Annotated in this window: 20 protein-coding genes; 6 read left to right on the top strand and 14 right to left on the bottom strand. The window is 42.9% G+C overall.

Annotated features, from left to right (window positions below):
* Positions 1–115: 115 nt before the first annotated feature.
* The gene (gdhA, locus tag ACQKMF_RS11600; protein ID WP_427573244.1) at positions 116–1,498 is read left to right on the top strand and encodes an NADP-specific glutamate dehydrogenase; all 1,383 of its coding nucleotides are present in this window, start codon (positions 116–118) and stop codon (positions 1,496–1,498) included.
* Positions 1,499–1,681: 183 nt separating this feature from the next.
* On the opposite strand, the gene rbsB is transcribed toward gdhA, so the two are convergent.
* From rbsB to ACQKMF_RS11540, 12 genes are all read right to left on the bottom strand, one after another.
* On the bottom strand, positions 1,682–2,602 hold the full coding sequence (rbsB, locus tag ACQKMF_RS11595) for a ribose ABC transporter substrate-binding protein RbsB (protein WP_230176045.1): 921 nt from the start codon (positions 2,600–2,602) through the stop codon (positions 1,682–1,684).
* A gap of 15 nt (positions 2,603–2,617) precedes the next feature.
* Positions 2,618–3,562, bottom strand: a complete 945-nt coding sequence (locus tag ACQKMF_RS11590) for an ABC transporter permease (RefSeq protein ID WP_101223945.1) — start codon at positions 3,560–3,562, stop codon at positions 2,618–2,620.
* A 1-nt stretch (position 3,563) separates the two neighbouring features.
* Positions 3,564–5,045, bottom strand: coding sequence for a sugar ABC transporter ATP-binding protein (locus ACQKMF_RS11585; protein ID WP_427573241.1), 1,482 nt, complete (start codon positions 5,043–5,045; stop codon positions 3,564–3,566).
* Between the two features lie 18 nt (positions 5,046–5,063).
* A complete protein-coding gene (rbsD, locus tag ACQKMF_RS11580) occupies positions 5,064–5,456 on the bottom strand; it encodes a D-ribose pyranase (protein WP_427573239.1) in 393 nt (130 codons plus the stop codon).
* A complete protein-coding gene (gene rbsK, locus ACQKMF_RS11575) occupies positions 5,453–6,337 on the bottom strand; it encodes a ribokinase (protein ID WP_101223947.1) in 885 nt (294 codons plus the stop codon). The genes rbsD and rbsK overlap by 4 nt, the downstream gene beginning before the upstream one ends.
* The gene (locus tag ACQKMF_RS11570; RefSeq protein ID WP_402943110.1) at positions 6,334–7,320 is read right to left on the bottom strand and encodes a LacI family DNA-binding transcriptional regulator; all 987 of its coding nucleotides are present in this window, start codon (positions 7,318–7,320) and stop codon (positions 6,334–6,336) included. The genes rbsK and ACQKMF_RS11570 overlap by 4 nt, the downstream gene beginning before the upstream one ends.
* A 319-nt stretch (positions 7,321–7,639) precedes the next feature.
* Positions 7,640–9,451: an IucA/IucC family protein gene (locus tag ACQKMF_RS11565; RefSeq protein WP_427573236.1), complete on the bottom strand. Its 1,812-nt coding sequence runs from the start codon at positions 9,449–9,451 to the stop codon at positions 7,640–7,642.
* A gap of 22 nt (positions 9,452–9,473) precedes the next feature.
* Positions 9,474–10,802, bottom strand: a complete 1,329-nt coding sequence (locus ACQKMF_RS11560) for a lysine N(6)-hydroxylase/L-ornithine N(5)-oxygenase family protein (RefSeq protein ID WP_427573234.1) — start codon at positions 10,800–10,802, stop codon at positions 9,474–9,476.
* Positions 10,777–11,361: a GNAT family N-acetyltransferase gene (locus ACQKMF_RS11555; protein WP_230176039.1), complete on the bottom strand. Its 585-nt coding sequence runs from the start codon at positions 11,359–11,361 to the stop codon at positions 10,777–10,779. Before ACQKMF_RS11555 ends, ACQKMF_RS11560 begins: the two co-directional genes overlap by 26 nt.
* A complete protein-coding gene (locus tag ACQKMF_RS11550) occupies positions 11,351–13,153 on the bottom strand; it encodes an IucA/IucC family protein (RefSeq protein WP_427573232.1) in 1,803 nt (600 codons plus the stop codon). The genes ACQKMF_RS11555 and ACQKMF_RS11550 overlap by 11 nt, the downstream gene beginning before the upstream one ends.
* 2 nt (positions 13,154–13,155) lie before the next feature.
* Entirely contained in the window at positions 13,156–14,664 is a 1,509-nt protein-coding gene (locus tag ACQKMF_RS11545) for a pyridoxal phosphate-dependent decarboxylase family protein (RefSeq protein ID WP_427573230.1), read from the bottom strand.
* A 7-nt stretch (positions 14,665–14,671) separates the two neighbouring features.
* On the bottom strand, positions 14,672–16,024 hold the full coding sequence (locus ACQKMF_RS11540) for an aspartate aminotransferase family protein (RefSeq protein ID WP_101223952.1): 1,353 nt from the start codon (positions 16,022–16,024) through the stop codon (positions 14,672–14,674).
* Positions 16,025–16,280: 256 nt separating this feature from the next.
* On the opposite strand from ACQKMF_RS11540, the gene ACQKMF_RS11535 reads away from it, so the two are divergent.
* The 5 genes from ACQKMF_RS11535 to pepT all read left to right on the top strand — a co-directional run bounded on the left by ACQKMF_RS11535 (position 16,281) and on the right by pepT (position 22,617).
* Positions 16,281–16,964: a polyphosphate polymerase domain-containing protein gene (locus ACQKMF_RS11535; RefSeq protein ID WP_230176037.1), complete on the top strand. Its 684-nt coding sequence runs from the start codon at positions 16,281–16,283 to the stop codon at positions 16,962–16,964.
* Between the two features lie 32 nt (positions 16,965–16,996).
* A complete protein-coding gene (locus ACQKMF_RS11530) occupies positions 16,997–17,692 on the top strand; it encodes a DUF4956 domain-containing protein (protein ID WP_260358844.1) in 696 nt (231 codons plus the stop codon).
* A 69-nt stretch (positions 17,693–17,761) separates the two neighbouring features.
* Complete coding sequence (locus ACQKMF_RS11525; RefSeq protein ID WP_427573227.1) at positions 17,762–19,483, top strand: CotH kinase family protein; 1,722 nt, start codon at positions 17,762–17,764, stop codon at positions 19,481–19,483.
* Positions 19,484–19,776: 293 nt separating this feature from the next.
* The gene (locus ACQKMF_RS11520) at positions 19,777–21,240 is read left to right on the top strand and encodes an alpha-amylase (RefSeq protein ID WP_101223956.1); all 1,464 of its coding nucleotides are present in this window, start codon (positions 19,777–19,779) and stop codon (positions 21,238–21,240) included.
* Between the two features lie 141 nt (positions 21,241–21,381).
* Positions 21,382–22,617 (top strand): peptidase T, encoded by a 1,236-nt coding sequence (gene pepT / locus ACQKMF_RS11515; RefSeq protein WP_101224030.1) that lies wholly within the window; start codon positions 21,382–21,384, stop codon positions 22,615–22,617.
* 59 nt (positions 22,618–22,676) lie between these two features.
* Here pepT and ACQKMF_RS11510 read toward each other — a convergent pair whose 3' ends face one another.
* Both ACQKMF_RS11510 and ACQKMF_RS11505 read right to left on the bottom strand, forming a co-directional pair.
* Positions 22,677–24,746 (bottom strand): catalase, encoded by a 2,070-nt coding sequence (locus tag ACQKMF_RS11510; RefSeq protein WP_427573225.1) that lies wholly within the window; start codon positions 24,744–24,746, stop codon positions 22,677–22,679.
* 339 nt (positions 24,747–25,085) lie between these two features.
* Complete coding sequence (locus tag ACQKMF_RS11505; protein WP_402943082.1) at positions 25,086–26,534, bottom strand: DEAD/DEAH box helicase; 1,449 nt, start codon at positions 26,532–26,534, stop codon at positions 25,086–25,088.
* Positions 26,535–26,631: the final 97 nt, after the last annotated feature.

Below are 26,631 nucleotides of genomic sequence, written 5' to 3'. Positions count from 1 at the left end.
TATTCAGATTGTTTGTTTTATTTTTAAATTATATCATGAAAGTATCATATAAAAACCGATATCTTATTCAATTAGTATTTTAAAACTACTATATTACCTTAAGGGAGAGAGAACAATGACCACTTCACAAGAAGTCGAGCATGAGGAATTACAAGTTGCCAAAGAGTTTGTAAGTCAAGTATACGCACAGGTAAAGGAGCGTAATCCTCACGAAAATGAGTTCCATCAAGCCGTAAAGGAGATATTCCTTTCACTGATCCCTGTTTTTGCAAAACATCCTGAATATATGAAAAGCGGGATATTGGAGAGGCTGGTTGAACCCGAAAGAATGATCACCTTCCGTGTTTCTTGGGTTGATGACCTGGGAAATGTTCAAGTAAACCGTGGTTTTCGTGTGCAATTCAACAGTGCAATCGGACCATTCAAAGGCGGTCTCCGATTCCACTCCACTGTCAATTCCAGCATCATAAAGTTTCTTGGTTTCGAGCAAATCTTTAAAAACTCTCTTACTGGCCAGCCGATCGGCGGGGGAAAAGGCGGGTCGGACTTCGATCCAAAAGGAAAATCGGACGCAGAAATCATGCGTTTTTGCCAAAGCTTCATGTCGGAATTATCTCGCTATATCGGCCCTGATACAGACGTACCAGCTGGTGACATCGGAGTCGGTGCAAGAGAGATTGGATACCTGTTCGGTCAATATAAAAAGATGCAAGGCAGCTACCATGCCGGTGTTCTAACTGGTAAAGGTATAAGTTACGGAGGAAGCTTGGCCCGTACAGAAGCGACTGGATACGGAACGGTTTACTTCGTCGAGGAGATGCTCAATGACAAAGGGTTACAATTCCATGGCAGCACTGCCGTTATTTCCGGATCTGGCAATGTATCCATTTATGCCATTGAAAAAGCTACACAGCTAGGCGCAAAAGTGGTTGCATGCAGCGATTCAAATGGCTACATATATGATGAAAATGGTCTTAACCTGGATACAGTTAAACGGTTAAAAGAAGTGGAACGAAAACGCTTGAGCGAATATGTCGATGCGCACCCGGAAGCTGTATATCATGAAGGGAGCTACGGTATTTGGTCTGTACCATGCGACATCGCACTGCCTTGTGCCACACAAAATGAAATCGATGAAGAAGCAGCAAAACTACTGGTCAAAAATAATGTGAAGGCAGTCGGTGAGGGTGCTAATATGCCTTCAACCCTTGAGGCCATTGAAGTATTCCTTAATAACGGCATCCTTTTTGGACCAGCAAAAGCGGCCAATGCTGGCGGTGTAGCCGTGTCTGCACTCGAAATGGCCCAAAACAGCGCCAGGATGCCTTGGACTTTCGAAGAAGTCGATGCCAAGCTGCATGAAATCATGAAAAACATCTATAAAAACAGTGTAGAGGCTGCAGAAGCATATGGTGAGCCTGGCAACTTAGTTGTTGGGGCCAATATTGCCGGATTCCTTAAAGTGGCGGATGCGATGCTGACTCAAGGTATACTCTAGCAATCAGTTGATTTAGGAGGCGGTCCGACATGGGCCGCCTTACTTTTGTAAAAGAAGGATCTCACTTTCTTATACTCTCTCATTCATATCAATTCAAGCCGAATATCCACAATCAGATAACATCAATGGAATTAAAAAAGGAGTGCCGGAAAAGTTCCGGCACCCTCATTGTTTGTTTGACAATCATTCTTTGGTGACCAATTTCAATGGAACGGATATTGTGTCATCCACTTTGTCGCCTTTTAAGATTTTTTCAGCCGCATTAACCGCTTCTTCACCGATAAGTGCCGGTTGTTGGGCGATTGTAGCTTTTAGTTCACCGTTTTCAACTGCTTTCAATGCATCATCATTTCCGTCAAAACCAACCACGATGATGTCTTTTCCAGCTGCCTTGATTGCTTCAATGGCTCCTAGTGCCATTTCATCATTATGGGCGAATACCGCTTGGATGTCTTTATTGCCTTGCAGGATATTTTCCATGACGTTAAGCCCTTTTGTCCGGTCGAATTCCGCCGTTTGGCTTGTCTGGACATCTAACTGCTTGTCCGCAATATTGTGGAAACCTTTCCCGCGTTCACGAGTTGCAGATGCACCGGATACCCCTTCAAGTTCCACTACTTTCGCTTTTTCGCCAAGCTCCTTAACTAGATATTCTGCAGCCATTTCCCCGCCAGCCACATTGTCGGAAGCGATGAACGTTTCAATATCCCCTTCGTCTGAAGAGCGGTCAATCGTGATAACGGGAATGCCCGCTTCATTAGCTGATTGAACGGCTGAAGATATTGCCGCAGAGTCAGTAGGATTCACAAGAAGGACATCAACCTTTTGAAGGATTAGATCTTCAATTCCGCTGATTTGTTTTGCCGTATCATCTTGGGCGTCAACAACTGTGACTTTCATGCCTTTTTCTTTTGCTTCTTTTTCAATACCATCTTTTAAGGAAACGAAGAATGGATTGTTTAAAGTAGAGATGCTGACTCCGACTTTCACGTCTTTCATGGAGTCTTTCTTTTCCTTTTTATCATCTGTTAGACCAGAATCCATTGAACAGGCAGCCAAGACCATTAAAGAAAGAACCATGATGATCGATACTAATTTTTTCATTGATTACACCTCTTCTTATGATTTTTTACGGTCAAGTAAGACCGCGATTAATATAACTGCACCTTTCACCACTTGCTGGTAAAAAGAGGATACACCAAGTAAATTCATGCCGTTATTCAAGGTACCGATGATCAGGACACCGACCAGCGTTCCGAACAACCGCCCTTTACCGCCTGAAAGGCTCGTTCCGCCCAGCACCACGGCTGCGATGGCATCCATTTCATAGGATTGGCCTGCCGTCGGCTGTGCCGAATTCAGACGGGATGTCAAAATGGCACCGGCAATGGCCGCCATCGTACCGGCCAGACCATAGATGGCCACCTTGACTCGGTCAACTTTAATCCCCGAAATACGGGAAGCCCTTTCATTTCCTCCAATGGCATAAGTTTTACGGCCAAAGGATGTTTTATGAAGCAGGAACCATAGGATTAAAAAAGCGATGACCATCACAACGGCCGGTACTGGCACTCCAAGGAAGTAACCTCTCCCAAGCATCTGGAACATAACGGAATCGCCAATTCCGGTAATCGGCTTTCCATCCGTATACACAAGCGTTAATCCCCGGAAAATCGTCATGGTGGCCAGTGTCACGATGAATGGTGCCATTTTTCCCTTTGAAACGAGTATCCCATTGATTACACCCATTATTGCACCTAGTAGAATGCCTACTAATATTGCTAAAATCGGATCTAATCCCGAGACCATCATACCAGCCATAAGTGCGCTGGATAGAGCTAAAATGGAACCGACGGACAAGTCGATGCCACCTGTCAATATGATAAAGGTCATTCCAAATGCAATAAGTGCATTGATGGAGGTTTGACGCAATAAATTCAATATATTATTCGGTTCCATGAATGATGGATTTAAAACGGTTATTACGATAAATAAAAGTACCAGGGCGAGTAAAGGACCGAATTTCTGCCAAATCCCGCTTTTCCCTGTAGCCTCAAGTTTCATCCTAGTTCCCTCCTGTCGCCAATGCCATAATTTTTTCTTGCGTCGCTTCCTGCTTTAACAATTCCCCAGCTATCTCACCTTCGTGAACGACAAGGATTCTATCACTCATTCCAATGACTTCCGGAAGCTCTGACGAAACCATGATGATGGCGATGCCTCGCTCCGTCAATTCATTCATCAACTCGTAAATTTCACGTTTTGCGCCAACATCTATGCCTCTGGTCGGTTCATCCATAATTAAAACTTTAGGGGAAGTCCCGATCCATTTGGCTATTACCACCTTCTGTTGATTTCCTCCGGATAGATTGCCGATTACCGTTTCAGCAGAAGATGTCTTTACATGAAGCCGCTTAATCATCATTTCGGCAAAGTTCATCTCATCTTCCGTTTTTACGATTCCGTTAGGAGCAAAACTTTTGAGATTCGGCAAGCCGATATTTTCCCTTACGGAAAAGTCCAGGATCAATCCCTCTTCTTTACGATTTTCCGTAATGAAAGCCAGGCCGTGTCGAACTGCATCCGTTGGTTTTCGTATGGAAACCTTCTTGCCTTCAATGGCGATTTCACCCCTGTCTATTTGGTCGACACCAAAAAGGGCACGCATTATTTCTGTTCTTCCTGCTCCCATCAATCCGGCGACACCGACAATCTCACCTTGGCGAACCGCGAAATGGATATCTTCAAAAAGCCCCTTTTTAGTTAAACCTTTTACATCAAGGACTATGTCGCCGAGGTTCGCTTCACGATGAGGAAAACGATCCTCCAGCTCCCGCCCTACCATTTTTTGAACGACTTCATCGAAATTTGTATCTGCAATTCTTTTCGTATCGACGGTTTTTCCGTCACGCATTACGGTGATCCTGTCACAAATGGCGAATATTTCTTCCATCCGATGAGAAATATAAACAAGCGATACACCCTTTTTGGTAAGACCCTTCATCACTTCAAAGAGCTTCTCTATTTCCCTATCAGTTAAAGCTGCTGTGGGCTCGTCCATGATGATGACTTCGGCATCCGTCATGAGCGCCTTGGCAATTTCAATCATTTGCTGTTCCCCGACAGAACAAAATCCGGCTTCCTTATCAAAAGGAAGGGAAATATTAAGTGTTTTAAAAATCTCGTTTGCACGCGCTTTCATTTGTTTCGTCTTCAGGACACCGAAGGCATTCACCATTTCCCTGCCGATAAATAGATTCTCCAGCACGGTCATTTCTGGCCAAATATTCAATTCCTGACGGATGAAGGCCATTCCCGCCTCTTCCGCTTCCTTTGAATCCCTGAATGAGGTTTCTTTACCGTTAATCTCGATCGTTCCTTGATCTTGTTTATGCAGCCCGGTCAAAATGTTCATCAAGGTTGATTTCCCCGCACCATTTTCTCCCATTAGCGCATGTACTTCCCCAGACTCTAAAGAAAAATGAACACCTTCCAATACCTTGTTTTGACCAAATGCTTTATAAATATTGTGCATTTCGATTTGCATGCTCATCATCTCATTTCTTTAAAAGAATACTCCAGACTGCAATATGCAATTTGAATATGGCGTCGTCTCCCCGGTCCGGATTATTGCTTTCGCGTTGCTTGTCAGCCTTTTAAAATCCTCATGGGAAACATATTCAATCGCCGCTCCGAATTGCTGCTCTATATATTGATGCTGTTCCGGGTTTTTAACCTTCACTTCTGTGGCAGCGATAACTTTTTCAACAACCATATCTTCGTGAATTGCCCGGACGACATCTTGAAATGATGGTGTTCCAGGCGTCAATGCTAAGTCTATCTTACAAACTCCAGGTGGCACCGGCAGCCCGGCATCACCTACGACAATATAATCGGTATGACCAAGGTCAACCAGGACCTTGGCTATTGAACTATTGATGATTCCTTGACGTTTCATGCTTCAAAGCCCCTCTCGACCTCTATCCTTTGCGGCATGCCGCCTTGGGCTCCTAACTTCGTCACGGAAATGGATGCTGCCCGGTTCGCGAATACCAAACATTCGTCAAAACTTTTTCCTTCTGCAACAGCCACGGCAAAGGCAGCATTGAATGTATCCCCTGCGCCTGTCGTATCCACCGCTTCCACTTCAAAGCTTGGAACAACCTTTTCTTCATGTCCGTCAAAATAACGGACGCCATTTTTTCCTTCGGTAATGAATAATTTATTGGGATGCTCAGTCAAGACTTCCGTTCTATCTCTCCCATTGAATAGTATTTCGAATTCATGTTCATTTGGAGTAAGGAATGATGCCTGTTGAATGACAGCCTCACTTAGCTTGCGGGCGGGAGCTGGGTTCAAAAGTAATCTCTTTTGAAGCGTGCTGCACAACTCAGCCAGATATTCCACCGTTTCCTCAGGTATTTCCTGCTGAACCAACACGATATCCGATTCCTCTATTACCTTTTTCGCCTTTTGTACATATTCAGGAGTAATGAAATCATTCGCACCCTTTACGACAATAATGCTGTTATCACCTTCCGAAAGGGTAATGTGTGCTGTCCCTGAAGCGGAACCTGTAACCGGTTCCACATACTTCGTGTTTACATGATTTTTTTTCAGGTTATCTAAGATGATCTCTCCATACACATCATCTCCTACACATCCAACCATCGACACTTCTGCACCAAGACGTGCCGCTGCAACAGCCTGGTTGGCTCCCTTTCCTCCAGGAACCGTGATAAATGACTCCCCTAAAACCGTTTCACCAGCCATTGGCCGCTTGGCTGATGTCACAACTAAGTCCATTGAGGAACTTCCCACTACAGCAATTCTAATCATGTCTTCTCCGCCTTCCTTCTCGTTGTTTGTCTCTCCACAAAAGAAACAGGGAGCTTTTCATGTGTTACTTCCAATTTTTCTTGATTGATCCTTTTAATTAGCATTTCCGCGGCTTGTGCCCCCATCTCATAGGCTGGCTGCCTAATTGTAGATAACGGCGGGTGCAATAACGCTGTGAAGGCGATATCATCATAGCCGATCAATTGTATGTCTTCCGGTATCCGTATTCCCCGTTTTAAAATCTCTTGAAGTGCGGCGGCTGCAACAATATCATTACAAGCTATAATTCCATCCGTTTCCGGATATTGCTCGAACAGCTGCTTCACGCAAGTTTGGCCGCCTTGAAGAGTTAGGGATGAATCCATGACTTGCACGTTAACTTTTGCTTGTTTCAATTCTTCGTATGCTGCCATGTACCGTTCATAAACAGGCTTTATTTCGACTGGCCCCCTAATGAGGACGATATTCGTACTGCCTCTATCCAGCAATACGCGTGCTGCCAGCTTACCGCCTGTCTTTTGATCGGAATAAACAGCTGGTAATTTCTCTGCTGTACGGTCGAGAAGGACAACTGGAATATCCAGATTATCGAAATTTTCATTGGCTTCTTCACTAGTTGAAGCAATCATGCCCACTACATTATTTTGCAGGAATGTGTCGATATATTCTATTTCTTTATCTCTCTTTTCATCACTATTTCCAAAAATTAACCGAAAACCAAATTGCTGAAGATAATCCTCCACACCTCTAGCCATTTCTGGGAAGAAAGGATTCGTAATGTCCGGCAAAATCAAACCAACCAATTTGGATTTACGTTTGTAGAGGGATCTTGCCACTTCATTCGGTTTATAATTTAATTTCTCAACAGCTGCCATGACCACCTTTTTTGTGTCCTCATGTGCATAACCACTGCCATTCATAACTCTGGAAACCGTTGCCACAGAAACCCCAGCTTCCTTTGCCACATCCCGAATAGTTGCCAATATATCACCCTCAATAATTTTGTGTAACCGTTTACACATAGCTTATCACCAATTTAAATGCACGGCAAGCCCTCTTCCAAAGATATTTTTTTGGGAATTTGACCCAAACTCGAAGTTCTACCTAACCGGTAAAGCTAAGTTGATTGGAGTGGAAGGTACGAGACTCCTGCGGGAAAAGCGTGTCTAGGGAGACCCCACAGGCGCAAGCCGAGGAGGCTCCCTGACCGCCCACGGAAAGCGAGTGCCTGGAGCGGAAATCAACGGTCAAATTGATAAACCCCATAAGAAAACTGGCTCAAAAGTCTGAGCCAGTTTAACTTTATAGCGTTTTTGCAGGTAACTTTTCATAAAGGGCATTATTCACATACCCAAACTCAGATGCATGCGGACGGTCTTCACCATCGCTATACCCATATTGAAGCATCCGATTTCTATTCAGGCAGAGTTTTGTTAATTTTGGCGCAAAGAAATTGAATGTATCGAAACGATCCTGTAACATAGGGAATTTTTTCTGATGTGTCAGGATTGTTAGGGCGACGCCTTCCCAGAAAGCATTCTCATCCAAAAGGGACCTCTTCATCAGAAGTGTTGACAAGTATCGGAAATGACAGATGAATAGTCCCGTGAAAATGAATTGAACAAGCCCCTCGGGAGTCTCACTTCTTAGTACTTTCCTTAAATCATCAGGAAGGCTGCTTAATTCAGGAAGCGGCTGATCACTGACGTTTACATCATCTACAAAATCCTTGATGGCCAAACGGTGAGGCTTGTAATCCTTCAAAACTAATATGGTATTTTGACCATGCGGTGAGAAGACCAATCCATATTGATAGATAAAATGTAGTAATGGTGATAGGATGACGTCGAATAATTGAGCTGTCCAGGCTTCTGCAGTCAATCCCGATTTTTCAATAAGGCTTTCCACATATGGTTTACCTTTGCTGTCCACATGTAAAAGGGATGCAAGCGTAATGGGCTTTTCGCCTTCCTCCATATAACTGTAAATACTTTCTCTCCAAATCCCCCCCAGCATCTCTAAATATTGATACGGTACATTCTCTAGCTTGGAATAATACGGGTGATCAACATTTAGACTGGCCACTTCACCAGGAAGCACTACTTTGCATTGTTCTTTCAAGAATGAGTCATTTTCATAAATGTTCTTTATATACGCTGTGATTTTTGGGGCAATGACTGTGCGTTCAGCTGGCAATCCACGGTAGACTAGCGTATTTAAAATGCTCATTGGCAGCTTGACATGGTTTTTATCCTTGTTCGATACATTAACAAATGTCCGGATGGATTGTTGCGGCAAATACTTATCGGGACCATTTCCCAAAGCTACGATCAGCCCTTTAGCCAGGTCATCGGTAAAGTTCTGGATGATTACATTTTTCCACTGCCATTCATGAACAGGGAGGTAGTAATAGTTTTCTGCGTTCAGCCCTTTTTCCGTCAATATCTTTGCAAATGATTTTTGGGTTTCCCCATCCAGTTCATTCTCCATCAATTGCTTATAAGATAACGTTTCGACTGAATTGAATTCACCCCTCGTTTTATGGACGGCAATCCAAGATAACTGAACTTCCTTCTGGTTTTCTGGAGCGAACTGCAAATAATCATCATAACCGAAACCGATTCTTCCCTTATTATAAGCAATCCAAGGGTGACCGCTCATTTCTCCTTCAAGTAATGCATAATCCAGTTCGACTAAATCATCCGCATCCTGTTCAGGTTTGGAAAGCAGTTGGAGATCCGCAAGCAGCGTATGATGGAATTCTTTGATTAAATGTCCTGTTGTTTCTGCAGTCATCCCAATTAACGGCTGGATGTCCAAAATGAATTGAATGGCATCCTTGGCCTGTGTAAAGCCTTCCGTTTCACATACCTGGATCGACTCAGCCTGTACTTCGTAGCTGTCAAAAAGACGGGGCCTCGCCAAAAACCGATAAGATTTCCCCTTATTTATCTTTAACTCATATAAGTTTCCTGCTGTATTTTCGTTCAGGACAGCTGGATGGATCATATCTTCATACATATACTCAGAAATCATCTTGGCCAGCAGGTTTTGGTTTACTATCGACCAATTTTTTTCTGAAACTGCCTGTTCCACTTCATTTATGAACTGCATATAAATTCTCCCTTCCCTTCTCTTAGTAAGCCATGACGGGTGTTTTTACACGGAATGACTGAAATGCACCCTTTGGCTCGGATGGATAAACTTCTTTACCTGCCAATTGATTGATGATAATAGAATTTCGGAATGCTCCTAAGCCTAAATCCGGTGCACCTACACCATGTGTATGTATCTCGCCATTTTGAATAAAAAGATGATTCGGTGTAGAGATGGCCATTCCTACCCGATAGTCTTTCGTTATTGCAAGTCGGCCCAAGTCATCGCGGACTAAATGGTCCTCCATGGTTTCAAGGAATGCCGGAAGGGTTGATTTATAGCCCGTCCCAAAAACGATCGCCTCTGTACCCACATCAAATTCGCTATCTTCTACCCACTGTCGGCATTTCAATTCCCAGCCATTTTCAGCAGGGGTAACCGCTGCAACTTCGGTCATTGCCCGAAGTTCAATGGACAGTTCCGCATTTCCAATCGATTTTTCATACATCTTGTCAAAAATTGCTGCGATTGTAGTGGCGCTGATGCCTTTATACAATAAATCCTGTTTTGGCAGGATTTCATCCTTTTTTTCCTGAGGCAGCCGATAAAAGAAATCAAGGTAATCCGGCGTGAAATATTCCAATCCGAGTTTTGAATATTCCATAGGGAAAAATCCCTTGGATCTTGTATACCAGTTTAGCTGGTAGCCATTTTCCTCCTGCTCATTAAGCAGATCCAGAAAGACCTCGGCTGCACTCTGTCCAGATCCGACAACCGTTACGGATTTTTTCTTTAAGATATTTTCTTTATTCCGTAAATAATCGGCCGAATGCAGGATGCTCTCTCCCATATATGGATGAAAAGCCGATGGAACAGTCGGGGCGCTGCCAATTCCCATGACTACATGACGGCTATAATAGACTTCGATCTTTTGTGATTGTGCATCCCTTACACTGATTTGATAGCAGGGTTCATCTTGATCCCCTATATATTCAACCGCCTCCACCGCTTTTCCAAAACGGCAGCTATCAAGTTGATGGGCAGCCCAGCGGCAATAATCGTTATATTCTTTTCGTGGAATCAAGAATTTTTCAAGGAAGTAGAAATGATAAAGCCGATCATGCTGCTGTAAATAATTCAGGTAACTATATGGACTTGTCACATCTGCCATGCTAACCAGATCGGCAAAGAACGGTACCTGCAGAGTTGTCCCTTCCAACAGCATCCCTTCATGCCAATTAAATTCCCGCTTTTTCTCAAAAAAGACGGCATTCACCTCCGGGGTTTTCTCCAAAAGGGCCGCAAGTCCAAGATTAAAGGGACCTATCCCTATCCCTACCAGGTCATAGATAGATTGTTGCTTCTCCATAGTTCCACTTCCTCTCGAAATTCTCCCGTGTACATGACATTAGCAATGCCGTTTTATCTGGGAGCTTAATTTCTTTAATTGGGGTAAACCCGCATTTTTCAAATAAATGAATCATCTTTGCATTCCTGATATCCGGTTCTGCCATCACTTTGTTTGTTGTTGAAGTCAGTAGTTGGAATTTCACCATTGCACGTAAAAACGGCAAAGCCAGTCCTTTTCCAAGGTAATCCGAATCACCAATGAGTAAATGAATGCCTTGATCTCCCTCTTCGGTTTCATAATAATCTTCGATGATATCGCCTTTTACCCAATACGATTCCCAATAGCTCATGGGAATGGAGTCCAGACAGCCTAAATAGAGTGTTTGGTGTGTATCAGCCAATGCCTTTTTTAAATGAACAGTGAATTTTTCTTTTGTGAAATTCAAATTCCAGTAGGGTATCACATGATCTTCATGCATCCATTTATGCAATGTATCCAAATCCCTCTCAAATTCAACTTTGACAAATGAAAGCTGCTGATTACAGTCCTTAAGCATTTCTTCATAACTATTTTTCATGGACGGCCATAACCCCCTGTGCGAACGGATTATCAATCGTTGTATAAACGGACTGTGTCTCAAGTGAACCGACAAGCTCATCCATATCATGAAAACGTGTCAGTAAATTAGCCTTACAAGATAATTCCCGGGCATGAAGCAATTTTGAAACAACTCGATTCAAACCTTCATCTCCGCTTTCCGTGCTGCATGTTTCCAGTTGTTCCTGAACGAGCTGTAACAGTGTTTTTTCTGATACTAATCCTTCCGTACCAAAATTATTGATCAGGCCTAATAAGTGATTAAAGAAGAAATAGTATTGAAGTCTTTCTTCAGCGACTTCATCAGAACAAATCGTGAAGCTTTTTTCACTTAGTTCAGGCAAGATCTTCAGCAGCCTGTCCACTTTGGACTCACAGTAGTAATACCCTTGATTATCACGATAATAAAAAGTGGCTGGATACCCATCTTGAAGCTGAATGATGGAATTTTGTTGATGGGCCTCCAAAACAATTCCATACTCTTCAAATAGCCAAAGCATCGGTTTCAATGTCGTTGACAGATAGGTTTTGAACCAATCCTTACTCACTTCTTCAGTACTGCGGTTTTCATCAGCTGATAATTTGCGGATGATCGCTCCAAGTCTTGATGGGGCACCATAGGCATTATCCTGACATAAGCCGGCAATCAGGATTGCTTGTTTATCGTTTTCATAAAAAGGGTTTTCCCGAATATCAACATCGAATCCTGATTCTTCCTCGGTTGTTTTGATCGTTAGGTAAGCAGGGTCCTTGATGATACGGAAGGAGGGGTGCCGTTCTTTTAGATCGTCGCCCACTTTAGAATCTATTAATTTTGCAATTTCGACACCACGATCCAATTCTTTTTGCAGATTTGCACGTAAAGAATTCGTGATTTTAACCGGAACGGAAAATTTGTACATATATTTCGATGTGGGACTATATACCGTTCTAAATGAAGAGGTGGCCGTGAATTTTTTCCCAAGCGGTCCGGCATAAACTAGTGTCCCTTGCTCGAGTAGCCTCTTTACCTCTTCTTTTTCGATAAGCACTTTTGCCTGGAGCGGGTGTGCCGGGATGATGATATATTGGCTTTCCTTTTGGCAATAAGTTCTTCGGAATTCACTGGAAATCTCTAGGTCACCGGCTAATTCCTGTTTAATGATCTCACTTGCCGATGTGACTTCACTGGAATCCTGGATGACAATTGAAGGTTCTGCCAGGAAGTAGTGCAGCTGAAACTCCCCTTTTAATTCGGGTGAATAGATCCATTCATCTTTTTCTGAAATTCCCTGCTTACTTTTCGGTGTCGGGTGGAACAGGTGCCCGAATAATAGCGACTGCTCTGCTTCGATGTAGGTGAAATCAGGACTTTGAAGTGCATCAACGTCTTCTGTCCTGGCTTCAACATACCGTTGAATATTTTGGCTGCTTAGGATGACGCGCAGCATCAACTCATCTTCACTATCCGTCCGGCCCTGCTCATTCAATAATTCTTTAGAAACAATCGAGACCATTGTCACGTAATCTAATTCATGCACTTGTTTGGATGCAGTTTGATAGTAAATCGGGAAGTTAAAAATATGACGCCCCGTTTCCGACCAATATTTAAGCGGAACAAGCAATTCAATATCTTGGGATATGAGCTTACTGACCATTAATGAATCCGAAATGGATCCCTCCAAACTCGGCCAGTTTTTCGTTTCTTCTAAACTGCAATTTCCGGTTTCCCGGAAATAACAATTCAGAAAGCTTTGCATCGTCGCCCTTTCAGCTATTTGCTTACCATTCATATTCATTCCTCCATCATCTTGAACATTTCACCTAATACTCGAATTTCGTCTAAAATTTCCTCTATGTGTTCAAGCCTCGTCATTGGATTCAATAGTGTCATTTTTAAATATACCTGGCCTTCAAAACGTGTTTTTGCTAAAAATGCACGTCCGCTTTTCAGTAATTCTTGCTGAATCTGTTTATTTAATAGATTTACTAACTGATCACTTTCTCCTTCGGGATTATAACGGAATACAACCGCATTCAATTCAGGTTCTTTATTCAATACTGTGAACCCTTCCTCTTTATCGATCTTCACAGCCACTTCACGTGCAAGGTGACAAGTATAGTCGATCATTTCGGCAAAGGCATCCAGTCCAACGACCTTCAATGACATCCAGAGTTTCAGTGCGTCGAACCTTCTCGTCGTTTGAACCGATTTATTGACTAAGTGAACCATGCCCTCCGCTTCATCTTCCTGTGGATTCAAGTAATCGGCGTGATGCTGGATATATTGAAATGAGTTGCTGTCAGAGACAAGAAAAGCACCGCAACTGATGGGTTGATAGAATAATTTGTGAAAATCGACCGTAATCGAGTCCGCCCGTTCAATTCCGCTGATTAACTCTTTATAATCCTTACTTAAAATCATCGCGCCTCCATATGCGGCATCGACATGCAGCCATATCCCATTCTTCCTTGCAGCTTCGGACAATTCGTGTAACGGATCGATTGAACCAAAATCCGTTGTTCCACAAGTTGCAACGATGGCAAAGGGAAGTAAACCCTGTTCCTCTAAATGCAGCAGTTGTTGATTTAATTCAGCTACGGACAGACGGTGATTTGAATCCGTTTTAATCGTGATTACAGCCTGTTCACCCAGCCCCAACTGTGCCGCTGATTTACGAACCGTAAAGTGGGCAGCCTCGGAGCACAAGATCCGCAATTTTTTCGCCTCGACCGGCAAGCCATGCTGTTGAACGTCAACACCCCAGAATTTCTTACAATAAGCGTCCCTAGCCAATAGCAGGCCCATATAATTAGATTGGGTTCCACCGCTTGTGAAAATCCCATCTGCTTGTTCCGGCAACCCTACCTGACTGCAAAGCCAATCTATTAAACGCTCTTCAACGAAGGTTGCCGCCGAGCTTTGGTCCCATGAATCCATGGATTGATTCAACGTACCGATAATCATTTCAGCAGCCACCGCAGGTATTAATGTCGGGCAATGCAAATGTCCGATACAAGCAGGGCTATGTACATTGATGCTGTCATTAATAACAAACTCTGCCAGCTCATCCGCTACCGCTTCAAGTGTCTTCCCTTTTGGAGAAGCGAGTGTCAGCTCGTTTAATCTTGCTTCGATTTCATACGGTTTTTTCCCAGAGTATGGTGAATTATTCCCTTTTAAAAAGCTGGTCAGCTTTTTTTCAATGATGTTTAATGACTGGCTGTAGTTATTGAAGCCTTCTTCGTTATTCAGGAAAAATCGAGAATAGGCAAAATCCGTTTTATTTATCATTTCGATCATTGATCATTCACCCTCTTGCAACAGCTGCACGAACAGCTTGTTCAAAAATTGCAGTGGCCTCGCGAAGCTGGGATTCCGTAACGATCAATGGAGGCAAGAACCTCACTACACTTCCATGTCTGCCGCCAACTTCGAGAATCAACCCTCTTTGAAAACATTCCTGTTGAATGGCACTGGCAAGTTGCGAATCAGCAGGATGGCTCCCATTCGCATTTTGCGGTTCTTCATGATTGATCATTTCCACACCGATCATTAATCCCCGGCCCCTGACATCCCCGATCTGCGGAATATCTTTTTGCAAATCTTTTAAAATATCCTTTAAGATTTCTCCCATTTTAGCGGCATGCTCCACAAGATTCGTCTCTTTCATGTATTTTAAAGTTGCTGTTCCCGCTGCCATTGCCATTTGATTTCCGCGGAATGTACCGATATGGGCACCTGGAGACCATAAATCCAGCTCTTTGTTATAAATAACCACCGATAATGGAAGACTTCCGCCTATTGCTTTGGATAGTACAAGAACATCCGGAACGATACCTGCATGTTCAAACGCAAACATTTTCCCTGTACGGCCGATACCTGATTGAACTTCGTCGATAATTAGCGGAATGCCCTTCTCTTTCGTTATTCTCCTGATTTCCTTAAGCCATGGAATTGGAGCTGGAATGGAACCTCCCTCGCCTTGTACTGCCTCCAAAATCATTCCGGCAGGCGCCAATAATCCTGATTCGGGATCGTTCAATAGATTTTCGATATACTGGCTGCTGATTTTATGGCTTTCTTCTCCGCCTATTCCAAAGGGACAGCGATATTGATAGGGATATGGCAGGAATTGTACATCCGGCATCAACCCTTGTATTTTTTCCTTTGGCTTTGTATTGCCGCTGATTGACATCGTTGCATGCGTTGCCCCGTGGTAAGCTCCTTGGAAGGATAATATGCTTCTATTGCCTGTCGCTGTTTTAACCAGTTTAAGTGCTGCCTCAATAGCATCTCCGCCAGTAGGACCACAGAATTGAATTTTTGCATTTTTCCTGAATTCCTCAGGCAGGCATTCAAAAATTTCATCGACGAACTGCTCTTTGATCGGCGTCGTAAAGTCCAATGTATGTAAAGGACGTTTATCCTTAAGAACTTTTTCCATTGCTTCAAGCACAGCCGGATGATTGTGTCCGAGCGCTAATGTTCCAGCCCCGGCAAGAAAATCAATATATCGTTTTCCATCCATGTCCGTTAGGTAAATTCCCTCCGCTTGATCGATCGCCATGGGTAATCTTCTAGGGTAAGATCGGGCATTTGATTCCCTTGTATTTTGTTGTTCCAGTAGTTGATCATTTTTTGTAAGCATATTCGTTACCATAGTGAACCTCCATGTATTGAATTAATTGAGAATAATTATCATTATCATGGACCTTATTCTACTGATAATGATAATTATTCTCAATGAGTAAATTAACTCATTTTTCTTCTAGTAAATTCCAATAAAATTAAGAAAAGGTTAAAACTGGGGCCTATTCTCTATTAATCTATTGAATATAAAAATGTTGTTAAGGTTTTATTAAGATTCTGTTTATAAGCTGAATGCAGTCAAAAATCAAGGAAAGTGAGGAACAACAATGAATGGTTTAAAGGGAAGGCGGGAGCTCAAACATGCAATCTCCAAGGCGGATTGTCATTTATTAAGAAAAAATCTGCAAAACTTCATGAGGCTTGATCCGCATGGGCTGGATGGGAAATATTTAATTCGAAGTGTCTATTTCGATAACTTTGACAATAAAATCCTGCGGCAAAAAACAGAAGGATTCTATCACAGGGATAAGTTCAGGGCTAGACTTTATGATCACAATACCGATTTCATCAATCTAGAAAAAAAGAGTAAGCGGAATAACCTTACCTATAAACAGAAGTGCAGGCTTTCTGCCGAGGAATACGAACGGATCCGTTCTGGGGATATAGATTGGATGTCCGAAGATTCAAGGGATATACTCAGGGACTTATACGTTCAAATGACCCTTTTCCAAATCAAGCCTACAACCGTCGTTGACTATGAAAGGGAGGTATTCATCTATGAGTACGGAAATGTGCGGGTCACCTTTGACAGTAATGTGAAAACGAGCTATCGGGATACGGACTTCCTGAATCCCGAATTAATCGTGGTTGATGCTTTAGACCCGAATTGTGTCATCCTGGAAATAAAGTTTGACGAATTTCTTCCGGATATCATCAAACAATTGTTATCCATCATCGATACTAGAAAAACGGCCTTTTCAAAATACCAACTAAGCAGAAGATACGGCTGATTGAGCAAACATAATATTTGGAGGAATAGTAAATGGATACGACGACAACTAGCACCACCTTTAATGATATTTTCAAATCAAGCTTTTTGGACAAGACCGGGAGCTTTTCAATCATTGACTCCCTAATTGGATTACTGTTGGCATTTGCCATCGGGTTGTTCATTTACGTCATTTATAAGAAGACCTTTTCAGGTGTGATGTACTCACACAATTTCAATATATCCCTCATCATCATGACAATGGCCACGGCTTTGATCATCATGGGCATATCAACGAATATCGTTATCTCCCTTGGTATGGTCGGTGCACTCTCAATCGTACGATTCAGAACGCCTATCAAAGATCCCATGGATTTGGTCTTCCTATTCTGGGCAGCGGCCTCCGGGATTTTATGCGGGGCAGGACTAATTCCGCTGGTTATTATCGGTGCCATCTTAATAGGTATCGTCATGCTCATATTTGCCAATCGGATCACTGTTGAAAATCCATTTTTATTAATCGTTAAATATTCAGATGCTTCAATTGAAAAAACGTTGGAAGAAATGATATCCAACAAGGTGAAAAAGCATTCCGTCAAATCGAAATCCGTCATGGCGGATAATAACCTCGAAGTGACATATGAAATTCGATTAAAAGATAATAATGCCGAATTCATTAATCAAGTCAAGGACATGAACAGCGTTCACTCTGCCATCATGTTAAGTTATGATGGCAACTTCACAGCTTAAGATAGATGGCGGACATAAATATCCATGCCCACCCCTCTATATAAGACTACAGGAGGAAGGAGCCAAGGCATGTTAAAAACAAGATATGTTGTAGCGACCATTGGATTATTGATAATGATTTTTATAGCAGTGATGTTCTTCCTTCCCAATCTTCAAGTTGAAAAAGCCACTAAAGGAAATACCTATACAGAATCTGTATTTGATCAAAGTAAGGTGACAACCGTGGATATAACATTGGCTGATGAGGAATTGGATTCCATCCTGGATAACCCCACTGAAAAGGAAATCGTTAATGCCGATGTAACGATAGATGGAGAGACGGTTAAAAACGTGGGATTTCGCACCAAGGGAAACCTTTCCTTGAATTCCGTTGTTCAAATGGGAGATTCCGATCGTTACAGCTGGAAGATAGACTTTGATTATTATCAGGAAGATCAAGATTTACACGGCCTGAAGAAGTTGGCCCTAAACAATAATTACAGTGATCCAACCTATATGAGAGAATACCTTTCCTATGAATTAATGGATAAGATGGGCATAGCGACTCCAGGACATTCCTATATGTACGTGACCATCAACGGAAAGGAATGGGGCCTTTATCTAGGGGTGGAAGCTATAGAAGAAACCTTTCTAAATACCAACTTCACTGATGGCACAGGCGATCTCTATTATCCGGATGGTACGGGAAGCGATTTAAAGTGGATCAGCGAAGACATTGATGACTACACAGGATTAAACTTGAAAACAAACGATAATTCGGACCAATCCTCCATGATCAAAATGCTCGATGCCATCAATAATGGCGGGAATCTGGAGGAAGTCCTGGATGTCGATGAGATGCTGCGCTATTTCGCAGCCAATACTGCCCTTGTCAACCTCGATCACTATCAAGGAGATAAAAAGCACAATTACTACCTGTATGAAGAGAACGGGGTCTTTTCGATATTGCCTTGGGACTATAATATGTCATTTGGCGGTTATTCCGGAGGAGGCGGGCGACTGGCGGGCGACTCTGATCAAGAAACCGCTGACCAAAAAAATGGAACGGCTGCTGAGGGTAACGCCGATGTCGCTAAGCAGGATGACAAGGAACCCCTTGGAGGGGCACCGAATATGAACGGTGGCGGAATGATGGATATGAGCTCAAATTTCATGAATGAAAGTAATATCAACTTCAGCATTACCGAGCCTGTTTCAGGTACAACCCTTGAAGAGCGCCCTTTATTGAATGCCCTGCTTTCCAACGACGAGTACCGTGAAAAATATTATGATTATCTAAATGACATTGCCACAGATTTTTTCTCTGAAGAAAATATGACAGCAATGACCACTGAAATTACTAAATTGATCACATCATATGTGAAAAAGGACCCGACCAAGTTTTATACAATGGACGAGTATACAGAAGCAACGTCAGGCGAGGAAACCCTGGTTGACTTCGCTGTCAAACGTGCTGAATCAATATTGGCACAGCTTTCAGGAGATCTGGTCGTGAAAGCCGAGACAGAAAGCAGTATGGGCGGCGGAGCTCCTAATATCGGCGATGACGCAAATGCAGGCCAGCAACCGCCAAACATGGGCGGCGAGAATGGGGCTGCGATGCAGCCACCGGACATGGACCGGGGCGGGAATGGTGCACCTCCTGGTTTAACCGGGAACATGGCCCAAAAGGGGGCAGGTAACAGCGTCTCATCAAAAGATACGATCATTCTATCTTCCGTGCTTCTAATCTTACTATTAGGTGCAATGGCTTTCGCCCACTTCTTTAAACGAAGAGGTAAAAAAGGATAATAGACTTACGAAAAACTGAGGTATCCCTAAAATTCGGGATACCTTTTTTGAATGGCGTATAGGCATTCTCCGGGCTATTCCTACACATTTGAATTATTTTTAGCTGCTAATCAATATAAAATACCCTTATTTGGTATAAAATAGTAAAATAGAGAGGTAGATGAACCTCTATCCTGAGGATTGTTCACTTGTTTATCATTTGATTATAGTGGGTAAAGATTTCCATCATTACTTTATCCGATCGCATTAGTTTCACTTTTGTTAAAAACAGGTCGGTGTCAGGGGGGGAACGGATGAAAAGAAATCATACGATGATGCAATTTTTTGAGTGGCATCTTGAGGCAGATGGTTCTCATTGGGAAAGATTGAAATATTCAGCCTCAAAGTTGAAGGATATAGGAATTGACTGCGTTTGGCTTCCGCCAGTCACCAAAGGGCAATCCGTTGGGGATAATGGATATGGAATATATGACGGTTACGATTTGGGGGAATTTGACCAAAAAGGAACCGTTCGTACCAAATACGGAACCAAAGATGAATTGCTGCAAGCAATAGCCACCTGTCATAACTACGGACTTTGCGTTTATATCGATTTAGTCATGAACCATAAGGCAGGAGCTGACGGAACCGAAAAATTTGAGGTGATTGAAGTCAATCCAGACAACCGTATGGAAGATATTTCAGAACCATTCGAAATGGAAGGCTGGACCAAATTCGATTTTCCTGGACGTAAAAATAAATACTCTGACTTTAAGTGGAACCATACTCATTTCAATGGTACAGACTATGATGCAGAAAACGACAAAATGGGTGTATTTCGCATCACAGGCGAAAATAAGCACTGGAATAAGCATGTCATCGATGAATTCGGAAACTACGATTATTTAATGTTTGCCAACATCGATTACAGCCTGCCGGAAGTTCGCAAGGAAATGATTAGCTGGGGAAAATGGATGGTTGATACGTTAAAGTGTGATGGTTTTCGTTTGGACGCCGTTAAACATATCGATTATGAATTCATCAACGAATTTCTCCAAGAACTCATTCCTTATACAAAGGAACATTTTTTCATGGTCGGCGAATTTTGGAAGGCGGATGTTAAAGCCTGTCAAACTTACTTAGAGCAAACCAATCATGACCTCAACTTGTTCGATGTTTCCCTGCATTATAAATTTCATGAGGCCTCAAACGCAGGAACAGACTTCGACCTCTCAACCATCTTTGATGATACCCTCGTCCAAACCAATCCAGCAGAGGCTGTCACTTTTGTCGATAACCATGACTCCCAGCCTCATGAATCCCTGGAGTCTTGGGTAAAGGACTGGTTCAAGCCATCGGCATATGCACTTACCTTGCTTAGACTTTGCGGTTATCCGTGTGTCTTTTACGGAGACTATTATGGAATCGGCGGACCTTCTCCGGTGCCTGGGAAAAAGGATATCCTGGATCGCCTATTATTCGCTAGGTATGAAAAAGCTTACGGAGAACAAACCGATTACTTTGATGATCCAAATACGATAGGCTGGGTCCGGCACGGAGTTGAAGAGCTAGAAGGCTCGGGGTGTGCGGTCATTATCTCTAATGGAGATCACAACAGTGAAAAAAGGATGTTCGTCGGTGAACATCGGGCTGGTGAAATCTGGAGTGATTTAACCTATCATAGAGATGACCACATCACCATTGAAGAAGATGGGTTCGCAACATTCCCCGTTCATGGAAAAAGCGTATCCGTATGGGCCTTGAATAATCCACTCTAAAAAGAGATAGCAAGGAACGGCATGTCTTTTGCAGATATGCTGTTCTTTGCTGATTACACCACCCAAGAAGATTTGGAAAAAGATAATTTTTCCATCCCGGTCAATCATGGTAAGATAAGGGAAAAAGGAGTTGAAGGAAAAGTGAAAAATGAAATCATTGAAAGATTCACTTCTTATGTGAAAGTGGATACCCAATCGAATGAGGAAAATCCCTCATGCCCTTCTACACCCGGACAGCTGACCTTGGCAAATGCATTGGTCAAGGAACTTCAATCCATTGGGATGAAAGATGTGACAATTGATGGGAACGGCTATGTCATGGCAACCTTGCCAGCCAATTCAAATAAGGATGTCCCGACAATCGGTTTCTTGGCCCATGTCGATACAGCAACGGATTTCACTGGAAAAGATGTAAAACCGCAAATCGTTGACAACTATGATGGCAAAGATCTTACTTTACATGAAAAATTGGATGTCATTCTTTCACCTGATGATTTTCCTTCGCTTAAGAACTATAAAGGGCATACCTTGATTACGACGGATGGGACAACCCTGTTGGGAGCAGATAATAAGGCTGGAATTGCCGAAATCATGACTGCCATGGATTACTTGATTCAGCATCCGGAAATCAAGCATGGAAAAATCCGTGTTGCTTTTACTCCCGATGAGGAAATCGGAAGGGGACCCCATAAGTTTGATGTAGATGCTTTTGGTGCCCAATTTGCCTACACCGTGGACGGCGGCCCACTTGGAGAACTTGAATATGAAAGCTTCAATGCAGCATCGGCCAAAATCCTGATCAAAGGGACGAATATTCACCCTGGTACGGCTAAAGGAAAAATGGTCAATTCAGCCAAAATCGCAATGGAATTCCATAATAGGCTCCCAGTGGCGGAAGCACCGGAATATACGGAGGGTTACGAAGGATTTTATCATCTGCTTTCATTTCACGGTGATGTGGAAGAGACCAAGCTTTCTTACATCATCAGGGATTTCGACCGCCAAAAATTTAATGACCGCAAGGAATATATAACAAAAGTAAGCGAGGATTTAAAAGAAAAATATGGACAAAACCGGATCCAGCTTGAATTACACGACCAATACTTCAACATGAAGGAAAAAATTGAGCCCGTTAAGGAAATCGTGGATATTGCCCATGAAGCAATGGAGAAACTCGATATAAAACCGAAAATCTCACCAATACGCGGTGGTACGGACGGTTCTCAATTATCTTATATGGGACTGCCAACACCCAACATCTTTACGGGCGGGGAGAACTTTCATGGCAAATATGAATTTATTTCCGTCGATAATATGCTACTGGCCACTAAGGTTATCGTTGGCATTGCATCGCTTTTTGAAGAAAAGGCAAAGTAGCATGATACCTGTTTATTGAAAAACCCCCAGACTCCAAGTCTGGGGGTTTTGATTCAATATTAAGCACGTGTCCAGTGACGGTGCTTGGCAATTGCCTCGATAAAGGCATAACCACTATTTTTATCCGTAATAGCTACAATGCCTCCGGCTGGATCATTGGAAACGATGCCTGCCTTCGATAAGATCTCGGCTCCTTCTTTTCCCGCTCCAATCGCTTTGAAATGATTGTAGGCTTCATCAACAAAGTAAATGGGTTCCTTGGACGCCTTTAAGGCATCGACACTCTCCTGGCCTCCTGCCACATATACAGCATCGAAAAGTACCGAATCGGCTGTCAGGAATGTCTGATTCACCTCGACCTGCTGTCCTTCAGAACTTGTAATCAACCCACGATTAATGCTGATGATTTCAGCCGTTATACCTGCAGATTTAAATGATTCCAAGACTTGATCAACCTCCGGCCCGTTGAAACCATCTGCGGCCAGGATTGCCACTTTTCTTGTTGCGGCCGTGTTCACTTTCATTTGCTCCTGGCTTAAAGCTGGAGAAGCCAAGTCCATTTTGACCTCACTTTTGTTGGATGGAGGCTTCACGCCCACTCCAATAGCGATCGTTTTGGCCAGTTCGCCATCTACATTGCTGAACATCTCGACAATTTGCTGCTGAACGTCCTTATTTTTCACTTTTCCCACTTCAAAGTGGAAAGCCTGTATAATATGCTCCTTCTCCACTTCCGTCATGCTATTCCAAAATAGTTTAGCCTGGCTGTAATGATCCTTGAAGCTTTCACTGCGCTGCCGGACCTTTCTGCCATCGACTTTTTCCTGGTAATGTGCATAGCCGCCTTCCTCTTCCGAAGCAGGTTCAGGAGAGTTGCCTGCAAGGGAATTTTTGTGGTAGCTGACCGGCCCTGGATTTATTGACATTCTGTGCATGCCATCGCGCTGATTATTATGGACGGGGGCAACCGACCTATTAATCGGAAGCTCATGGAAGTTCGGTCCTCCCAATCGGGATAGCTGGGTATCGGTGTATGAGAATAAACGTCCCTGAAGCAGCGGATCATTTGAAAAGTCAATACCAGGCACAACATGCCCCGGATGGAAAGCTATCTGTTCCGTCTCTGCAAAAAAGTTATCCGTATTTTGGTTCAAAACCATTTTTCCGATTATTTTAACCGGGATTTGTTCTTCCGGCCATAGTTTAGTAGGATCAAGGATATCAAAGTCGAATTTGAATTCATCTTCTTCCTTAATCATTTGAACGCCAAATTCAAATTCAGGATAATTTCCGGTATCTATCGCTTCCCACAAATCTTGGCGGTGAAAATCAGGATTCTTCCCTGCAATTTTCTGTGCCTCATCCCAGACAAGGGATTTAACTCCCAGTACAGGCTTCCAATGGAATTTAACGAAATGGGCCACGCCCTGCTCATTTACAAAACGGAATGTGTGGACACCAAACCCTTCCATCATCCGGAAACTTCTCGGTATGGCCCTATCAGATAGATGCCACATGACCATATGTGCCGTTTCTTCATTGTTGGCTACGAAATCCCAAAAAGTATCATGGGCAGACGCGGCCTGAGGTATTTCATTATGAGGCTCCGGTTTAACCGCATGAATTAAATCCGGGAACTTAATGGCATCCTGGATAAAAAATACCGGAATATTATTTCCGACCAAATCATAGTTTCCTTCCTCCGTATAAAACTTTGTGGAGAATCCCCTTACATCACGGACCGAGTCTGCCGAACCTCGGGAACCTGCCACAGTGGAGTAACGAACGAATACTGGTGTCTTGACTGAAGGGTCTTGAAGAAACTTGGCTTTTGTATATTCGGTCATCGGTTCATATACCTGGAAATATCCATGTGCACCAGATCCCCGCGCATGGACAATCCGCTCAGGAATACGCTCATGGTCAAAATGAGTCATTTTTTCACGAAAATGAAAATCCTCCATCAAAGTTGGACCACGGGTTCCCGCTTTCAAAGAATGCTCATCCTCAGAAACACGCAAACCTTGGTTAGTCGTCATCTTTTCACCATTATCGTCCACTCGATATTGATCCAACTGCCGCTGCTTACTTTGCTCATCGATTCTTCCGCTTTCATTTGCTTTCGTCATCCCACTCAATCCCTCCATGTCTATGAATTCAGATTAAATCGTGTTGTATGTATTTATTGATTCATAATAACTGCATTATCCTTCCTCATATACCACTCTGTTTTGATGGATAAACAGAATTCAGAAAAAGAATCTTAACGACCTCATTAAACAAAGGTTATTATTCCTGGACGGATCATTTTGGCGTGGGTCGGATTATTCTGGAGGTAGGTCGAATTCTTCCCGGGGTAGGTCGAATTATGTCTTAGATAGGTCGAATTCTTCCTGTCCCCAGTTTTGAATAAAAAGAAGCGGGAAGACCGATTTTCGGTCTTCCCGCTTCTTACATTCCAACACCCTTTAGTTCTTAAAGGCCTCTGAAACCTTCAGAAGTTTGCCTTTTACTTTCGTATTTTTCATTACTTTCAAGACAAGCGGTCCCTTTTCATTCAATATTTCCACATAAGAAACATTGTCCTGAATCGTAATGATCCCGATGTCCTCTGCATTCACTCCATCAATCTTAGCGATGGTTCCGACAAAATCCACAGCCCTGAGTTTCTTTTTCTTGCCGCCATTAAAATACAGCTTCATGATTTGTTTATTCAATTGTTCGCTTTTATCTTTTTTGATCTTTGGACGAGCTTCCAGTTTCGCTTCGAATTCCATTTTTTTATTGGAGACTTCCTCTTTTGAAGGAACAGCCATCTTAGGGATTTCAAAACCGATATATCCTTGGATTTCAGCAAGGAATTTATCTTCATACGGCGTCACAAAAGTAATGGCCTTTCCTTTTTTGCCGGCACGGCCCGTTCTTCCAGTCCGATGTACGTAACTTTCCTTTTCCAATGGCAGGTCATAGTTAATCACATGGGTTATATTGTCGATGTCAATTCCACGTGCAGCAACATCTGTCGCAACCAAATAGCGGAATTCACCTCTTCTGAATTCATTCATCACTGCAAGGCGATCTTCCTGAAGCATGCCGCCGTGAATCATATCACACGGATATTCCAGCTCCAGCAGCTGTTCACATATTTGGTCCACCCTGTCTTTTGTCCGGCAGAAAATGATGCAGCTATCGGGGTTTTCCGTGATGGTGACGTCCCTAAGCAGGGAAAACTTATCATCTTCCTTCACTTCAATAAGAGCATGTTCAATTTTCTCCGTCGTTAATCCCTTTGCTTTGATTTCAATATCCAAAGGATCTTTCATATATTGCTTGCATAGCTTTTTTATACTCTCAGGTAACGTAGCAGAGAACAGCATGGTTACTCTATCTTTCGGAAGCTCTTTAATAATGGCTTCCACTTGTTCAATGAAGCCCATATTCAGCATTTCATCCGCTTCATCAATAACTAAATGAGTTAAGCGTTCCAAGGCGAATGTCCCTTTTTCGATATGATCCAGAACACGCCCCGGAGTTCCAACGACTACATGGCTTTTTTGTTTCAATTCCGCTTTTTGGAGTGCGAATGGATGTTTTCCATAAACCGCAGTAGCCTTTATCCTCTTAAATCTGCCAATATTCGTAATATCCTCTTTAACCTGCACGGCAAGCTCACGTGTCGGTGTTAAAATAAGCGCCTGAGGCTTATTCTCCTCCCAATCGACCATTTCGCAGATCGGTATGCCGAATGAAGCGGTCTTGCCGCTTCCCGTTTGTGATTTAACGACCAGATCACGCCTTTTCAGCGCCACTGGAATCACTTCACGCTGCACCTCGGTTGGATGTTGATATCCCAAGCTTTCTAATGCCCTTACAATTTCATCGCTTAATGTATAATCAGTAAAACTCAATTCATTCATATAACAGCCTCTTTTGTTGTTTAGTATGTTGCCTTATTGTTTCCATAATCGTAATTTCCTTATACAGAGTTCTATTATACGCGATATGCATCGATAA

The organism is Peribacillus sp. NPDC101480, assembly GCF_050277335.1.
Classification (GTDB): domain Bacteria; phylum Bacillota; class Bacilli; order Bacillales; family DSM-1321; genus Peribacillus.
Note: the sequence above shows the minus strand (reverse complement) of the source record. Positions and strands in the feature narration are given on the sequence as shown.

Excerpts from the sequence above, each read along its gene's own strand:
- gdhA (WP_427573244.1), top strand. The coding sequence starts at position 116 with ATGACCACTTCACAAGAAGTCGAGCATGAGGAATTACAAGTTGCCAAA.
- rbsB (WP_230176045.1), bottom strand. The coding sequence starts at position 2,602 with ATGAAAAAATTAGTATCGATCATCATGGTTCTTTCTTTAATGGTCTTG.
- ACQKMF_RS11590 (WP_101223945.1), bottom strand. The coding sequence starts at position 3,562 with ATGAAACTTGAGGCTACAGGGAAAAGCGGGATTTGGCAGAAATTCGGT.
- ACQKMF_RS11585 (WP_427573241.1), bottom strand. The coding sequence starts at position 5,045 with ATGCAAATCGAAATGCACAATATTTATAAAGCATTTGGTCAAAACAAG.
- rbsD (WP_427573239.1), bottom strand. The coding sequence starts at position 5,456 with ATGAAACGTCAAGGAATCATCAATAGTTCAATAGCCAAGGTCCTGGTT.
- rbsK (WP_101223947.1), bottom strand. The coding sequence starts at position 6,337 with ATGATTAGAATTGCTGTAGTGGGAAGTTCCTCAATGGACTTAGTTGTG.
- ACQKMF_RS11565 (WP_427573236.1), bottom strand. The coding sequence starts at position 9,451 with ATGCAGTTCATAAATGAAGTGGAACAGGCAGTTTCAGAAAAAAATTGG.
- ACQKMF_RS11560 (WP_427573234.1), bottom strand. The coding sequence starts at position 10,802 with ATGGAGAAGCAACAATCTATCTATGACCTGGTAGGGATAGGGATAGGT.
- ACQKMF_RS11555 (WP_230176039.1), bottom strand. The coding sequence starts at position 11,361 with ATGAAAAATAGTTATGAAGAAATGCTTAAGGACTGTAATCAGCAGCTT.
- ACQKMF_RS11550 (WP_427573232.1), bottom strand. The coding sequence starts at position 13,153 with ATGAATGGTAAGCAAATAGCTGAAAGGGCGACGATGCAAAGCTTTCTG.
- ACQKMF_RS11545 (WP_427573230.1), bottom strand. The coding sequence starts at position 14,664 with ATGATCGAAATGATAAATAAAACGGATTTTGCCTATTCTCGATTTTTC.
- ACQKMF_RS11540 (WP_101223952.1), bottom strand. The coding sequence starts at position 16,024 with ATGGTAACGAATATGCTTACAAAAAATGATCAACTACTGGAACAACAA.
- ACQKMF_RS11535 (WP_230176037.1), top strand. The coding sequence starts at position 16,281 with ATGAATGGTTTAAAGGGAAGGCGGGAGCTCAAACATGCAATCTCCAAG.
- ACQKMF_RS11530 (WP_260358844.1), top strand. The coding sequence starts at position 16,997 with ATGGATACGACGACAACTAGCACCACCTTTAATGATATTTTCAAATCA.
- ACQKMF_RS11525 (WP_427573227.1), top strand. The coding sequence starts at position 17,762 with ATGTTAAAAACAAGATATGTTGTAGCGACCATTGGATTATTGATAATG.
- ACQKMF_RS11520 (WP_101223956.1), top strand. The coding sequence starts at position 19,777 with ATGAAAAGAAATCATACGATGATGCAATTTTTTGAGTGGCATCTTGAG.
- ACQKMF_RS11510 (WP_427573225.1), bottom strand. The coding sequence starts at position 24,746 with ATGACGAAAGCAAATGAAAGCGGAAGAATCGATGAGCAAAGTAAGCAG.
- ACQKMF_RS11505 (WP_402943082.1), bottom strand. The coding sequence starts at position 26,534 with ATGAATGAATTGAGTTTTACTGATTATACATTAAGCGATGAAATTGTA.